This window comes from Saccharopolyspora sp. NPDC003752, from assembly GCF_053605825.1.
Genome location: NZ_JBSGJZ010000012.1, coordinates 138,181 through 153,376 on the forward strand (window position 1 = coordinate 138,181; position 15,196 = coordinate 153,376).

The following is a 15,196-nucleotide window of genomic DNA, read 5'->3' on the forward strand; positions in this document are numbered from 1 at the left end:
GCTCAATGGTGCGATGGAGAAAGGGAGTTTCGTGGATCGACAACAGGCAGACCTGGTCGTGGTCGGGTGCGGGGCCGGTGGGCTCGCCACCGCGGTCCAGTTCCTGCAGTCCTTCCCTGGCGGCCGGGTAGTCGTGCTCGAACGCACGTCGAAGGCCCAACGTGGCGGCAACACGGCATGGACCGGCTCGTTCTTCCGGCTCGAAGAGGACGGCACCCCGGCGGCGGACTTCTCCTCCCGGATGCTCGAACTGAGCGACGGCAGGACCGACTCCGCCATCATCGGCCGGCTCGCCGAACTCGCGCGGCCGACCATGACGTGGCTCAACGAGAACGGGGTCGCCACCAAGTCAGACATCACCTACTTCCTGACCTCGAAAGGCCCGCGGCTGATGCCCGCCGGAGGTGGCGCGGCGATCGTGGAAACCCTCGCCGCACGCGTCGAAGCCCTCGGCGGCACCATCGAGTACGAGGCGACCGCCCAGGACCTCGTCCAGGACAACAGCGGCGCCGTCGTCGGCGTCATCGCGACGGACGGGACGCGCTGGGAAGCGACCACGGTCGTCCTCGCCTGCGGCGGTTTCGAAGGCAGCGCCGAACTCCTCGACCGGTATCTCGGCGAGCGCGGCCACGAGCTCTCCCCCATCGCACCCGGCGGGCGCGCCAACCGGGGCGAAGGCATCGAGATGGGCATCCGCGCCGGTGCCGCGACCGACGGCCAGTTCGACCGGTTCCACGGCGAGCCGGTCGACCCGCGCACCCGCTCGGCCGAAGCACTGGTCATGGTCTACCCGTACGGAATCCTGGTCGACCACCGCGGGAAACGGTTCGTCGACGAAGGCGCCGACACACCGGACAACACGTTCGAATCCGTCGCATACCGGATCTGGAGCGACGCCGACCAGTTCGCCTACCTCATTGCCGACCAGAAGCTCGTGCGCCAGGACATCGCCCGCGCGGTACTCACCGACCGTGAACCGGAGACCGCGCAGACGCTGCCGGAACTGGCCGACCGTCTCGGCATCGACGCCGCGCAGTTCGTCGCCACGGTCGACGAGTACAACGCCGCTGCCCGGCCGGGCCCGCTCGATGTCACCACCCTCGACCGGGTTTCGACGACCGATCTCGAACCGCCGAAGTCCAACTGGGCACGCCCGATCGACGAACCGCCATACGTGGCCTGGCCCGTCACCTGCGCCATCACCTTCACCTTCGGTGGCTTGAAGACCGACGAGCACGCCCAAGTGATCGGCCGCGGCGGCGAACCGATTCCCGGCCTGTACGCCGTCGGCGAGGTCGCCGGCATCTACCACGGCAAGTACCCCGGAGCTACCTCCGTCCTGCGCGCCCTCGTGTTCGGCCGCATCGCCGGCAACGCCGCTGCGTCGCGCTCCTCCGCCCCGATCGCGACGGCCTGCCCGGAGGGAAGCCGGCCATGACACGACCAGCGCGGGCCGCCGGACGGATGTCCCGGCGCGCTGCCACCGCCAGCCTCGTCGGCACCACGATTGAATGGTTCGACTTCTTCATCTACGGGCTCGCCGCGGCACTCGTGTTCGGCGACCTGTTCTTCCCGTCGGTCGATGCGCACAGCGGTCGGCTGGCCTCGTTCGCCACCCTCGGCGTCGCGTTCATCGCCCGGCCCGTCGGCGCGGCGGTGTTCGGGCACCTCGGCGACAAACTCGGCCGGAAGACCACCCTGATCGCCACCCTCGGCATCATGGGCGCATCGACCGGGATGATCGGCGTGCTGCCCGGCTACAACACGATCGGTGTCTGGGCGCCCGTCCTGCTCGTCGTGCTGCGCCTGCTGCAGGGGCTGGCCGTGGGCGGCGAATGGGGCGGCGCGGTCCTGATGTCGGTCGAGCACGCGCCCACGTCCCGCCGACGCCTCTACGGCTCCGCTCCGCAGATGGGCAGCCCGCTCGGCCTGGTCCTCGCCACCGCTGTGATGTCAGCCGTCTCGGCACTTCCCGACGACCAGCTGCTCAGCTGGGGCTGGCGCATCCCGTTCCTCGCGGGTTTCGTCCTCGTCGCCGTCGGGCTCGTGATCCGGCTCGGCGTCACTGAACCCGAGCAGTTCAAGGAGCTGAAGTCGGCCGGGGAAACGGCGCGGCTGCCCATCGGCGAGGTCTTCGCCCACGCCCTGCGGGGCCTCGCGGTCAGCATCGGCCTGCAAGCGTCGGTGAACGTCGTCTTCTACATCATCTCGGTGTACTTCCTGACCTACGCGACGACCGCGCTCGGGATGTCGCGCAACACCGCACTGCTGCTCGTCATGATCGCCGCGGTCGTCGACCTCCTGATGCTGCCCGCGGTGGCGGCGCTGAGCGACCGGATCGGGGCTCGCGCCGTCCTGTTCGGGGGCGTCGCGTTCACCGCCGCAGCGGCGTTCCCGTTCTTCTGGCTCATGGATGGCGGCCACGCCTTCGCGACCGGCGTCGTGATCACCGCGATGATGCTCGGCGCCCACGCCACGATCTACTCCGTGGTGTCGAGCGTCATCGCCGACCAATTCGACACCCGCGTCCGCTACAGCGGCACCGCGCTGAGCAATGCCCTGGCGGCTTTGATCTTCAGCGCTCCGACGCCGTTCATCGCCGAAGCCGTGGTGGGCGACGGCACCCGCTGGTGGCCGCTCGCGCTGCTGACCATCGCGTCCGCCATCATCTCGGCCCTCGCCGTTGTCGGCACCTCGCAACGGAAACCTGCGGCGGAACCCGCCGCCGAACCCGCTCTGCCCACTTCCGCCTGACGAGAAAATTTGGGAGAAACACCAACATGGCCACCGAGAACTACTCGATGTTGATCGACGGGAAGTGGCGCGAAGCCTCTGACTGCGCCACGTTCGCATCGGTCAACCCCTTCGACGGCAACGCTTGGGCGCAGGTTCCGGCAGCCACCGCCGAGGACGTCGACGACGCCGTGACCGCCGCCCGGCGCGCCTTCGAAGAAGGACCGTGGTCCCGGGCGACACCACTGCAGCGCGCGACGCTGCTGCGCAAGTTCGGCGACCTCATCAAGGAGAACGCCGACGAGCTCGCCCGCATCCAGGTGCTGGAGAACGGCAAGCTCATCCGGGAGGTAGCGGGCCAGACGAAGGCGCTGGCCAACCACTGCTACTTCTTCGCCGGGGTCGCCGAAAGCCCCCTCGGCGAGACCCTCGCCAGCAGCGTGCCCAACATGCAGGTCTTCACGGTGCGCGAACCGATCGGCGTGGTCGCGGCGATCACCCCGTGGAACAGCCCGCTGGCGTTGCTGCTGTGGAAGCTCTGCCCCGCGCTGGCCGCCGGGAACACCATCGTGATCAAGCCGTCGGAGATCACCCCGGTGTCCACTTTGGTCCTCGCCCGCCTCGTCCAGGAAGCCGGCTTCCCGGACGGCGTGGTCAACGTGGTGACCGGCGCCGGCCTGACGGGTGCGGCCCTGGCCGAGCACCGCGGCATCGACAAGATCGCCTTCACCGGTTCGACCGCCGTCGGCAAGAGGATCGCGGTTTCCGCCGCCGAGCGGCTCGCTCGCGTGTCGCTGGAACTGGGCGGCAAGTCCCCCAACATCGTCTTCCCCGACGCCGACCTCGCAGGCGCCGTCAACGGCGTGATCGCTGGGATCTTCGCCGCGACCGGGCAGACCTGCATGGCGGGGTCGCGCGTCCTCGTCCATGACGACATCTACGACGAGTTCACCACAGCGCTGGTCGAGAAGACCGTGCAGATCAAGCTCGGTGACCCGCTCGATCCGGAGACCGAGATGGGTACAGTCGCCTGCCAGGCCCAGTACGACAAGGTGCTGAACTACATCGAGGTCGCCAAGGCCGACGGCGCGCGCTTGGTCACCGGTGGCGGGCGTCCCGACGATCCCTCGCTGAGCAAGGGGCTCTTCGTCCGGCCCACCGTCTTCACTGATGTCACCAACGACATGCGCATCGCCCGCGAGGAGGTGTTCGGGCCGGTGGCCGTGGTGATCAGGTTCCGCGACGAGGACGATGCCGTCCGGATCGCCAACGATACGTCGTTCGGGCTCGCCGCTGGCGTGTGGACCCGCGACGTCGCCCGCGCCCACCGCATGGTCCGGCGGCTGCGAGCCGGGAGCGTCTGGGTGAACAACTATCGCAAGACGAACTACGTCGCGCCCTTCGGCGGATTCAAGGAGAGCGGGATCGGCAGGGAGAACGGCTTCCACGCCATCGAGGAGTACACCGAGGTCAAGACCGTCTGGATCGACACCGGCAACACCATCACCGACCCGTTCAACCCAAGGGCGTGATGCGCCGATACCCGTCATCCGCACACCCGCCGACGTCGGCCCTGACCGACGCCGGCGGGCCTTCGGCCGGTCATGCCGCGAGGGGCCGGCTGGCGAGCTCGGCCGCAGCCTCCAGCAGCGCTGGCCAGGTGCCGACCGCTGTCGTCGCGAGTGCGAGTTGTTCGCGCGGCGGGTTGGTCGCGAACGGTAACCACGCGAGTTCGGGCATGCCGACAACTGCATCCTTCGACCGCAGCGCGTTTGCAGGGCTTCTTCCTCGATCGGCCGACGTACCAGGCCGAACCCGAGCTCGCCCTGGCGCAGTAGCTCGACCTTGTCCTTGCCGATAGCCTCATCCGCCCTGGTGCGAAGCGGTGTCCGGGTAGGTCAGCCGGCCGCCTCCGCGACGTCGAACTCCACCGCCTTTCGCCCCGAACCACGACCCGCCAGTAGCGCCGGGCGCAAGACCCGCCCGATCTACTCCTCGCCTTCGATCCTCGACTTCTCGGCAGGACCTTCTCGACGCGACCCGCAGTCAGCGAGAGCTCCAGCGCTTCGGTAGGCCGCACGGATCTTCTCCTGCAACTGCGCGCGCAACGAGACAGGAGCCCGCTCCACACCACATGCGCGAGCCAGTCGCGCCTTGAGTTCCTTCGTGATCCCGCATGCGGCGCAGCATGATTCGCGGCACGGGCGGTCGTACTCGGCACCGCGCAACGGCATACCTATGTTCGTTTCCTCCCCGTTGCGAGCTCTCCAGGACATACCTCACCCCCTCGTCGATCAGCTCTGGCTCCCCACGGAGCGGCCCCGGACAGGAGGCGCCGGCGTTCGTTCGCGCGCCGCTGCTCGCAGTTCGGGTCAGCCGATGTGCGGGGTGAGATCGGCGAGCAACGCCGCCTTCGGCTTGGCACCCATCACGCGGGTGACCTCCACGCCGTTGCGGAACACAATCGTCGTGGGCACGCCCATGACCTGGTAGCGCATCGCCAGCCGCGGGTTCTCGTCGATGTTCACCTTGCCGACCTTGAACTTCTCCGCGTTCTCCCCGGCGATCTCCTCCAGGATCGGCGCGAGCATCCGGCACGGGCCGCACCAGGTCGCCCAGAAGTTGACCACGGTCGGCTTGTCCCCCGCCAACTCCGCGTCCAAGGTGGCGTCAGTGACTTTCACGGTGTTGGTCATCAAGAGTTCCGTTCTCCTCGCATCGCAACGGCTGGTCCCACCGACCACCGACGGTCGCGTCCAAGACTGCAGAGTTCGCGGAGCACGGGGCAACTTTCGTTGCCATTTCAGGGAAATGCCAGGTGGAATGCGGAGCGTGGCACAACCACCCGCTATTCACCGCGTGCTGGCCTAGGCCCGTCCGCGGCTCACCCGCCTTCGCACGAGCGGCGCGGGCCGGGGGAGAGAACTCAAGAAGGATGGCCACCGTCTTCCTCTCTTGACCACGCCCGGTACCGGCTGCGCAGCTTCTGCCGTGCCCGTGCTTTTGATCTCGTCCTTGCACAGGGCGAGTTGGCCGGTGATGGCCCCGCCGAGGAGACGGAGGGTCCCGAGACACGGCATCCCTGAGTCCGGGGGGCCGCGAGCCAGTTAGGAAACCATGGTTTACTAACTGGCATGGCCCGGCCTCGCGAACATACCGACGACGAACTCCTGGACAGGGTGGCGCGCGCCTTGAACGCGCGCGGCGAAGCGCACTGGACCCTGGCCGATGTCGCAGTTCAAGCCGGTGTTCGTCCCCCGACCCTCATCAAGCGCTTCGGATCGAAGAAGGGCCTGATGCTCGCCCTGGGCCGCCGATGGGCTCAGAGCACCCCCACAGTCCAGACCGGGGATGATCCGCAGGCTGAACTGCTCGCCTGGGCATGCCGGTCCTACTCGCCGGACGAGACCCGGAACCGGGCGGTTGCACACATGGCAATGCTCATGAGCGACCTGGCGGACGACGACCTCAGCGCCGTGCTGCGGTTGGGATGGGAACGCCAACTGGCTTACGTCTCAAGCCTGATAGACGGCATCAAAACCGCAGGACATCTACCGGCTTCCCCTGATCCCGACATCGCTGCCAGTCTGCTGATCGACATCCTCAACGGCGGCTTCCTGCGGGCCGCGGCATACCCCAGCCCCGAATCCGCCTTCGACCCCACCCACACCCTCACAACACTTCTGGAAAGCTGGACATGACCAAGTCACGAACCTGGCACGGCAAGGTCTTCATCGCCACCAGCCTGGACGGCTACATCGCCCGCCACGACGGGGACATCGAATGGTTGACCAACCCTCCCGAAGGCATTGATCACGCCGACGCAATCACTGGCCCGGACGCACCTCCCGGGTACGACGCATTCATGGCCTCGGTGGATCACATCGTCATGGGCAGAGGAACCTACGAGAAGGTCCTCACCTTCGGCTTCTGGCCCTACCCGGACCATCACGTCCTCGTACTCAGCAAGACCCTGACCACCGGCGACGACCGGATCTCCCTGGTCCGCACGGTCGCGGAGACGATCCAAACGCTCAACGAAAACAACGCAAAGGCCGCGTACATCGATGGCGGGCAAGTCGTCCAAGAGTTCTTCCGGCACGACCTGATCGACGAACTCACCATCACCCGCGCTCCCGTGCTGCTCGGAGCAGGCAAACCACTCTTCGGCACGCTGCCCCGCGACGTATTGCTACGCCACCGCGGCACCTCCACATCCGAGTCCGGTATGACCCATAGCACCTACCAGGTCGTCAAACACTGATGGCTCGACATCGAAAACGGGATTCCCCCATTCGTTCGTCCAGCAATCAGTCACTGCCGGTGGAGCTCGTTCCGGCGCTCTATCGGCATTCGAGGCCGCTGGTGTCGGTGCATCGTGACGCCGCCCGTGTCGCTGTGACGCGTCGGCGACCAACGACTTCAGAAGGCCGGCGATCCCGCGTCAGCGCGAACTCCACCGCGGACGTCTTTGATCGAATTTCGGTTGACCGGCGCTCATGTGGTTGATTAGCCTTCGGGTCCGTCGTCATGTCGAACTCAGGAGGAATGAGGCCAATGCCAGCGACCTCGGACAGGCCGCTGCGCACTGCCAGCTGGGCACTCGTGTCCCGCTGATCGGTTCGGGTTGCGGAGCGGCCAGTTTGCCAGCACCGCGGTTTCATTGCCCAACCAATGAAGGGTCTCTTTTCCGTGTTCGAATCCTTTGATTCCGACGTACACGCGTACCTGCGCGCGCTCGCGGGTGATCGCGCGCCTCGAGTCGGCCAGTTCGTGCTGCTCCTCGACGCCACCGACGCCGGTCCCTATCGCAACTACGCTGTTCCCGATGACGGCGCCGAACCAACGCCAGCCGACATCAACGCGCTGATCGCGGCCTTTGCCGAGCGCGGACGCAAGCCGAGGCTGGAATACCTCGCTACGGTGTGCCCGCGGGTCGAACCCGCCTTGCTCGACGCCGGGTTCGGCGTGGAGGCCCGGCTTCCGGTGCTAACCTGCGCACCCGATGACGTCGTGGTGGCCACTGTAGACAGTCCGATCGAGTTGGTGCTGGCCAGCACCGATGACGAACTGCGGTTGGTCGCCGAAGCGCAGAACGAGGCATACGGTGCGCCGGACGCCACAGACCACGATGCGGCCAGGCTGCGTCGCACGCTCGACCGGGGCGGCTTCGTCGCCCTCGCTGTGGACACCGCCACCGGGATCGGGGTTGGCGCCGGCCTGTGCACGCCACCGCACCGCGGGGTCAGCGAACTCGCTGCGGTCGGGGTGCGTGCCGCGTACCGCCGACGTGGGATCGCCGCCGCGCTCACCAGCCTGCTTACCCGCGCCTGTCCAACGGTCGGCATCAACACGCCGTTCCTGATGGCAGCTGGCAGCGCAGAAGAACGCATCTACCAGCGGATCGGATATCGGCGCGTCGCCGAGAGCCTGCACATCTCTCGGTAGGCGGGTCACGTGAGCAGGCCGTGGGGTGAACCGAAGCACTACCGCCCCACGGCCATACCCGCCCATCGCGCCGCTCCCACCTCGCCTCATCACCTACACGGACTGGTCGGAGACATCCTGTCGGGTTCCAGGAGTCGGCCGCGCTCGTGACCTGCGGTGATCGACTCTTCTCACCTCGTGAGGAATGATCGTGTGCCGTGTCGTTGCGCCTGCTCCACCTGATCTTCATCCGGCTTGTGGGCCGGCTGGTGTTGCTCGGCCGATCGTCCGCAGTGAAAGACGTGGAGTTGCTGGTCCTGCTCCACGAGGTCGCCGTGCTGCGCAGAACGACCCCCAAACCGCGCCTGGACTGGGCCGACCGCGCGTTCTTTTCCGCTCTCATCCGGCTGTTACCGACGGCACTGCGCCGGCACCGGCTGGTCACCCCAGGCACGGTCCTGCGCTGGCACCGTCGACTGGTCGCAAAGAAGTGGACCTTCCCGCACCGGTCCGGGCGCCCACCCATCGACGACAACATCGCCGCACTGATGGTCCGGATGGCCACAGAGAACAACATCTTGGTTTACCAGCGAATCCAGGGCGAACTCCTCAAACTCGGCCACCGCGTCGGCGCTTCGACGACCCGCAGAATCCTCAAGCAACGACAGATACCGCCAGCACCCTCGCGGCACTCCGAGACAGCGTGGCGGCAGTTCCTCCGTACGCAAGCCTCAACCATGCTGGCCGTGGACTTCTTTCACGTCGACTGCGCAGTCACACTGAAACGGATCTACGTCCTGTTCGCGCTGGAAGTAAACAACCGCTTCGTGCACATCCTCGGCACGACCACGAATCCGGACGGACCCTGGACCACGCACCAGGCCCGGAATCTCCTGATAGACCCCGCCGACCGCACCGCCGAGTTCGCGTTCCTGGTCCGCGATCGAGCCGGTCAGTTCACGGCATCGTTCGATACGGTCCTGGCTGACGTCGGCATCCGTGTTGTGAAGATTCCACCTGGGGCTCCCCGGGCGAACTGTTTCGCCGAACGATTCGTGCTCACCGTGCGAACCGAAGTCACCGATCGCATCCTGATCTTCGGTGAACGGCACTTGCGCACCGTGCTGGCCCACTACGTACGGCATTACAACGGTCGGCGCCCCCACCGAGGTCACCAGCTCCAACCTCCACGAGCAGACCACCCCGTCCCCAACCTCAACCACGAACGGATCAGGCGCACATCAGTCCTAGGAGGTTTGATCAACGAATACGAACCCGCAGCATGAAACCGCAGATCAGCCCCACTAGCCCAGTTTTGGAACCCGACAGGCGCCGGGGCGACCCCCAGCGCCAGCGCGACCGCGCACAACACCCGCTCCAGCAGCGTAGTGCGCCGGCCATAGCGCGCCGCCAACTCAGGCACGGCCTCGGCGAAGGTCTTCTTGGCGCACTCGGTGTTATCGCAGAAAAACCGACGAACTCGCAGCCGAATCAACACCTCGCGGCTGGAGATCGCGGTGTCGGACAACCGCCGTTGGTAGCGGCTGTGCACCCGATCGGACAGCGTTCCGCAGCCAGGACACGCCACGCGCCCGGCCAGCGTGCTCGCCTCGATCCGCACCACCGGTCCCGCAGCACGCACACCGTCTACTCGTAACTGGGCAAGATGCGGGAACAGGGTTTCGAGCACTCCAAGATCAGCACACCGAGCACCTGATCAACTACGTGGCGAGCGGACGGCACCCGGGTCCATCACGGAAACCGTGCCAGAGCCAGGATTCACCCGTCAGCGACAGGCGCTCCACGAGGACGGCGTCATTGGTCGTGCTGTTCGGGTTCCGCAGTCAGCTCGTGCAGTATTTCGCGCATCTCGGTCAGCCGCTCATCGGCAAATCCAGCATCCCGCCCGGCGGCGATCGCGTTCTCCAGTGCCTCGGTCGCCGCCGAATGCTGACCGGTGGCAACGTATGCCGCTGCTAACATCCACCATGCGCGGCTTTCGTCCTCCCGGGTCTCCGCCAGCCGGAGCAGCTCAACCGACCGGCTTCCGGCTTCCACCGCACCGTCGTGATCTCCCAGGTTGTTACAGGCCGTCGCTATCCCGAGGAACGCCAGGCCCTGCAACCAGGAGGAATCTGCTTCCTCCGACAGCGGTTGCGCCTCCCGGTAGCTGTTGATCGCTTCCTCGTGCATCTCTGCACCGGACATGAGGTTCCCCATGCAGAGCCACGATCCCGCTTCCTGAAGGAGGTCGTCCGTTCTACGGCACAGTTCGAGGTGTTCGGCGTGGAGGTGGCGTGATTGTTCGGTCCGCCCCACCTTCCACAGCGCGATCAGCAGGCACCCGCAAGCATCGCGCTCGGCTATGACATCGCCCGCAGTCTGGAACAGCGTCCGTGCTTGTTCCAAAGCCTCCACTTCTTCCTCGTGGCGTTGCTCGGCAGACAAGGCCACGGCGAGCCTGAACGCCAGGGGCGCGGCGAGTTCCGGGTCTTCGGCGTCCGGCAACAGACGCTGAGCGTGCCGGAATTTCTCCACGGCGTCCGCCGTTCGGTTCAGCTTGTGCAGGGCACTGCCCCACAGGTAATAGTCTTCTGCCACTTCGCGGTCGTGACCGAGCTTCTCCAGCACGGGCGCAGCCTTGTCGTATGCCTCTGCAGCAACCTCGGCCGAGGTTTGGTGCGTGGTACGCGCGACCATCCGCCAGGCGTCGGCCTCGGCGGCTTCGTCGCCGAGGCCTTGCGCATGCCGCGCGGCTTGAGTGGCCGCAGCTGCCGCCTCATCGGCGCGGTCGGCGGATGCGTATGCCTGCGCCAGCGACAATTCCGCGGCCATGCAGAGCTGGACATTGCCGGATTCATGAATGACACGAGCGGCGAGTTCGAGTTGTTCCACGCCTTCCGGCAAACGACCGGACTGGACAAGCGCTCGCCCAAGGTACAGCCGCACCTCTGCCGTCTCGACCTCGTCGGCGATTTCGCTGAGAATGCGGACTGCCGTCCGACACGGCTCGATCGCCGCGTCGCTGTCTTCCGCTATGAGCAGTCCACCGAGCTTGCCCCACACGACGCCCAGACGTCGCTGGTCACCGGTGCGCTGCAACAGATCGATGGCTCGCCGGTACAGATCGACTGCCTCCAGCGTTTCTCCCTTTTCGCCGAGGACGTCTGCCAGGCTGGCCAGGGCGAGGCCCGCTCCGTGCTCGTTGCCGAGCTCCTCGTGCAGGTCGGCGCCGAGCCGGCCGGCCTCTGCGGCCTCGTCTAGCCGGTCGAGCTGCCAGAGGCATTGGCAGATGTTGGCCAGCACGGTGGCTTGGCCACGGGAATCTCCGGCTTCCGCCAGCAGTGAACTAGCTTCCAGGTACGCCTCGTGCGCGAGTTCGAACTCGCGCATGCCGGACAGCACATTGCCCAGGTTCGCGACGGCTTGGCCTTCGGCGCCTTTGTTCCCGGTTCGTTCATGGATGTGCCAGGCTTGTTGCAACACGTCGAGGGCTTCCCGGCTTCGGTCGGCCATGGTCAGGGCAGCGCCGAGACTGTTGTATGCCTGTCCCAGGTCGTCGCCGTCGCAGACCCGTTGGAGCAGCAGGACAGACTCCTCCCCTACCGCCACGGCTTCGTCGATCCGGTTCAGCTCCCGAAGCGCGACGCCCACACTGCTGAGCAGGTTTCCCGCCAACGTCGTCTGCCCGAGGCGCCGGGCGGCCTCCGCCCCGATTCTGGAAGTCTGCGCGAGATCGTCGAAATACCGCTGCTCGTAGAGGTATTGGCGTAATGCGGCGGCGAGCTTGCTCGCGAGGTCGGGGCGGTCGGTCTCTCGTGCCGATACGACCGCTGCGGTCAGGTTCGGCCGTTCCAGCCCGAACCACGCTACCGCGTCGTCTGGCTCCTCGGAGTCCTCCGTGGCCTGCTTGGCGTCCTCGGCCGCGCGCTGGTAGTACTCCAGCACGCGGCCGACCGCAACAATTTGCCGGGTGCGCGCGGTGACGTCGTCCTCCACCGCCTGGGCGGCGAGTTCTTCCGCGTACAGGCGCAGGAGGTCGTGCATCCGCCACCGGCCGTACAGTTCGGCGCGCTCAACCAGGTGCGCGCGGGCCAGCGAATCCAACCGCTGCCGTGCGACCCGGATCGGCTGCTCCGCCAGCGCGGCGGCGGCCTCCGTCGAGAAATGCGGTCCTGGGATCAGCGGTAGCGCCGAGAACAACGCCGCATGGTCAGTGTCGAGTTGCCGGTACGAGAGTTCGAAGGCGGCTCGCACGGCGTTGTCGTCGTAACGCAGTTCGTCCAGCCGGCTTCGCTCGTCGGCCAGGTCGGCTGCCACGGCGGCCAGCGGGCGCCTCGGGTCGGCGGCCAGCAGTGAAGCGATGATCTGCAGGGCGAGCGGCAACCGGCCGCACAGCTCGGCAATCCGCCTCGCATCCCGCGGATGATCCCGCACCCGCGTGTCCTCGTTACGTCGTGCCGTGGCCAGCTCGCCTGCCAGCAACTCGACGCAGGACTGTTCGGGCAGTTCGGCGATCTCCCACAGCGCCATGCGCGGGCCAGGTCTCGCCCCGTCCAGCGTGTGCCGGGACGTGACGACCATCCCTGTGCTGCCGTCGCCGGGCACCAACGGCTCGACCTGCTTTGCCGACGACGCGTTGTCCGCGACGACTAGGAGCCGGTGCCCTTGTTCTGCGAAAGCTCTGAGCACGTCGCGGAACAACCGCGTTCGGTCCTCGACGGCAGGGGGAATGTGTTCCGTCCGGATGCCGACGGCGCGCAACAACGACTCCAACGCGCTCGCAGGGGCGACGCGCTGGTGTTCGTCGTAACCGTGCAGGTCGACGAAGAGCACCCCGCCCGGGAACGTGCCCTCCGCCCGAGCGCGGTGCGCGGCCTGGATCGCGAGCTCGGTCTTGCCCGCCCCCGGCAGCCCGGTGATCTGCGCCGGCACCGCCGGTCTGTTCCCGACGGTCAACGCAGCCACCAGCTCGTCCAGCTCGGCATCCCGCCCAGTGAACCCGGCGCGGGCCGGAGGGAGACCACTGAGCGCGGTCGGCACCTCCGGCGGCAGCATGAGGGAGACTTCCTCGCCCATGATCACGGTGCCGAAGAACACGCCCCCAGTGATCTTGTTCTCGAACGCCGCCTTCCGCCGTGATCCCGGCATCATCGCCGCGGTTCCGATTCGCTGTCCCCGGACTCTGTCGGCGGATCGTGTCCGTCCCGCTCGGAACCGGGAAGCTTGACCTGCCCGGAGATCCGACCGACCTGGAGCACGGTGCCGTGGAAGCTCCCGCCGCTGATCTCGTTGCGCACGGACCCGCCGCCCTCGTTGCCTTTCGCCGCGCGCTTCTCGACTCTCCGGTCCCCGACGTAGGCCGCAGCCGCCACGCCAAGACCCGCCAGGCTGACGAATAGGCTCAGCACGCCCGCCGTCTGGTTCGCCCGATCCAGCCCCAGCAACGACAGGAACACCCCCAGCCCAGCCACGAGCAGCACCCCGCCCGTCCACGCCGCGCCACGTTGCCATCCGGTCATCCGAGCCATGTCGGACATCATCTCGAACGCGGCGAAGATCCGTGATCGGTTTCAGCGAATTCCCGGTCGCACCGACCCGGGACAGTCACCCGATGTGAGGATCTTCGGGTCGACCGAGGGCCTCTGCGATCCGCTGGAGCGCCTGTTGGCGGTCGAAGCCCAGCCGGACCAGCAGCTGGGCGGCGAAGCCTTCACCCTCCCGGAGCAGGCCGAGCAGGAGGTGCTTCGTGCCGATGTAGTTGTTCCGCAAGCGCACCGCCTCGCGAAGCGACATCTCCATCACCCGCTTCGCCCGATCCGCGAAAGGAAGGTGCCCGCCGGGTGCTTCCTCCCCCTCGCCCAAGATCTCGCGGACCAGCCCCTGCACGCGCTCGTACTCGATCCCCGACGAACGCAGCACCTGTACCGCCACGCCCTCCCCCTCGTGGAGCAGCCCCAGCAGCAGGTGCTCGGTGCCGATGCAGGTGTGCCCCAGCGCCCTGGCGTCTTCCTGCGCGAGCAGGATCGCACGCCTCGCACGGTCAGTGAACCGTTCGAACATCCCTCTCCCCACACCACGATTCCGGAGCCGGATCTTGCCAGACACGAATCGAGCTCTGAGCAGCGTGACGCTGCTGGCACGCGTTCCCAACGGTAGACCGACAGTGCTTCCATGACGGTGCAGTGATCGCGTTCGGCGTCCGCTTCAATCCGTTCCAAAGAGCAGATGCCGACGAGACGAACCTCCATGCTGTCCCTGCGACCTCAGCGAAGGAGCGCTCAGTGTCGCGTGCCTGGGTGCCCTGTAGTGGTGTCCCTGTGGTTGGTCGCGTCGCCCCGGATCATCAACGTCGTCACATCCCCGGCGCACACCTCAGCCAGCGCATGTTTTACGAGCCCAGCACTCCGCCGTTCGTGCGAATGATCACCAACCGGCCGTGCCCCCGTTCTCGACGTGCCTAGGGTGTGCCATGACCTGGAGATGAGCCGAGGACGGAGTTTGTTGGTGGAGGCCTGGTGCCGGTTTACCGGACCGGTGTCAAGGTGGCCGAGATCCGCCAGCAGATCAGTGCCGCGTGGGTTGCTGAAGTGGCTGAGACCGCAAGACTTCGACAACTACGACGCGCCAGGCATGGACGGACACCCAGAGCAAGGCACTGGCCAGGCGGGCACAACTATTCACTCGCCATACTGCCTTTGTGAAGCCCAACCGTAACAGCAACCAATGAACTGGCGTCACCATCGAGCCAAATATTGAACATGTGATACCGGCCAGAAAATGCGATTAAACGCAGGGTTTCACCCCGGCATTTATCCACATCGCAAAGCAATCGATCCCACCCGATCACCTTTTCCGGGCGAAATCCCGGGCGCCTGAATCGCTTCTTGTAGATTTCCTGGACGCTCGCCTTCGAAACGACGGACATCGCGAATACATCAGGGGCGCCGGGCCGCAAAAGTTCATCCTGCAGCAACCGAACAGCCTCGTCGGACCTCATCGCCGCATCGATCGCAGCCACCAGGCGTGTCCTTGT

13 protein-coding genes and 1 pseudogene are annotated in these 15,196 nt (G+C 66.6%); 7 read left to right on the forward strand and 7 right to left on the reverse strand.

All coding sequences use genetic code 11. The features are described from left to right. The first annotated feature begins 31 nt into the window (after positions 1-31). The 3 genes from ACWEV3_RS17920 to ACWEV3_RS17930 are packed head-to-tail and all read left to right on the forward strand — an operon-like array spanning position 32 to position 4,265. Complete coding sequence (locus tag ACWEV3_RS17920) at positions 32-1,438, forward strand: FAD-binding protein (RefSeq protein ID WP_452614935.1); 1,407 nt, start codon at positions 32-34, stop codon at positions 1,436-1,438. Continuing rightward, complete coding sequence (locus tag ACWEV3_RS17925) at positions 1,435-2,754, forward strand: MFS transporter (RefSeq protein ID WP_452614936.1); 1,320 nt, start codon at positions 1,435-1,437, stop codon at positions 2,752-2,754. Before ACWEV3_RS17920 ends, ACWEV3_RS17925 begins: the two co-directional genes overlap by 4 nt. A 26-nt stretch (positions 2,755-2,780) precedes the next feature. Beyond that, complete coding sequence (locus ACWEV3_RS17930; protein WP_452614937.1) at positions 2,781-4,265, forward strand: aldehyde dehydrogenase; 1,485 nt, start codon at positions 2,781-2,783, stop codon at positions 4,263-4,265. Positions 4,266-4,335: 70 nt separating this feature from the next. Here the strand turns inward: ACWEV3_RS17930 and ACWEV3_RS17935 are convergent, their stop codons facing one another. Together ACWEV3_RS17935 and trxA are read right to left on the reverse strand one after the other, a co-directional pair. Beyond that, positions 4,336-4,473, reverse strand: coding sequence for a hypothetical protein (locus ACWEV3_RS17935; RefSeq protein WP_452614938.1), 138 nt, complete (start codon positions 4,471-4,473; stop codon positions 4,336-4,338). A 632-nt stretch (positions 4,474-5,105) separates the two neighbouring features. Further along, on the reverse strand, positions 5,106-5,429 hold the full coding sequence (trxA, locus tag ACWEV3_RS17940) for a thioredoxin (protein ID WP_452614939.1): 324 nt from the start codon (positions 5,427-5,429) through the stop codon (positions 5,106-5,108). Between the two features lie 438 nt (positions 5,430-5,867). Between trxA and ACWEV3_RS17945 the strand changes: the two genes are divergently transcribed. From ACWEV3_RS17945 to ACWEV3_RS17960, 4 genes are all read left to right on the forward strand, one after another. Next, positions 5,868-6,434 (forward strand): TetR/AcrR family transcriptional regulator, encoded by a 567-nt coding sequence (locus ACWEV3_RS17945; RefSeq protein ID WP_452614940.1) that lies wholly within the window; start codon positions 5,868-5,870, stop codon positions 6,432-6,434. Next, positions 6,431-6,997, forward strand: a complete 567-nt coding sequence (locus ACWEV3_RS17950; RefSeq protein ID WP_452614941.1) for a dihydrofolate reductase family protein — start codon at positions 6,431-6,433, stop codon at positions 6,995-6,997. Before ACWEV3_RS17945 ends, ACWEV3_RS17950 begins: the two co-directional genes overlap by 4 nt. A 410-nt stretch (positions 6,998-7,407) precedes the next feature. Further along, the gene (locus tag ACWEV3_RS17955) at positions 7,408-8,181 is read left to right on the forward strand and encodes a GNAT family N-acetyltransferase (RefSeq protein ID WP_452614942.1); all 774 of its coding nucleotides are present in this window, start codon (positions 7,408-7,410) and stop codon (positions 8,179-8,181) included. A 197-nt stretch (positions 8,182-8,378) separates the two neighbouring features. After that, positions 8,379-9,446 (forward strand): integrase core domain-containing protein, encoded by a 1,068-nt coding sequence (locus ACWEV3_RS17960; protein ID WP_452614943.1) that lies wholly within the window; start codon positions 8,379-8,381, stop codon positions 9,444-9,446. Here the strand turns inward: ACWEV3_RS17960 and ACWEV3_RS17965 are convergent. From ACWEV3_RS17965 to ACWEV3_RS17985, 5 genes and pseudogenes are all read right to left on the reverse strand, one after another. Next, the gene (locus ACWEV3_RS17965; RefSeq protein ID WP_452614944.1) at positions 9,332-9,850 is read right to left on the reverse strand and encodes a transposase family protein; all 519 of its coding nucleotides are present in this window, start codon (positions 9,848-9,850) and stop codon (positions 9,332-9,334) included. The two genes, ACWEV3_RS17960 and ACWEV3_RS17965, sit on opposite strands and share 115 nt — an antisense overlap. A gap of 125 nt (positions 9,851-9,975) precedes the next feature. Continuing rightward, positions 9,976-13,260 carry a tetratricopeptide repeat protein gene (locus tag ACWEV3_RS17970; RefSeq protein ID WP_452614945.1) on the reverse strand — a complete coding sequence of 1,095 codons (3,285 nt, stop codon included), beginning with the start codon at positions 13,258-13,260 and terminating at the stop codon, positions 9,976-9,978. A 50-nt stretch (positions 13,261-13,310) separates the two neighbouring features. Then, positions 13,311-13,691, reverse strand: a complete 381-nt coding sequence (locus ACWEV3_RS17975) for a hypothetical protein (protein ID WP_452614946.1) — start codon at positions 13,689-13,691, stop codon at positions 13,311-13,313. A 100-nt stretch (positions 13,692-13,791) separates the two neighbouring features. Beyond that, positions 13,792-14,223: pseudogene (locus ACWEV3_RS17980) on the reverse strand (Clp protease N-terminal domain-containing protein); the annotation flags it as partial. Between the two features lie 613 nt (positions 14,224-14,836). Further along, the gene (locus tag ACWEV3_RS17985; protein WP_452614947.1) at positions 14,837-15,181 is read right to left on the reverse strand and encodes a hypothetical protein; all 345 of its coding nucleotides are present in this window, start codon (positions 15,179-15,181) and stop codon (positions 14,837-14,839) included. Positions 15,182-15,196: the final 15 nt, after the last annotated feature.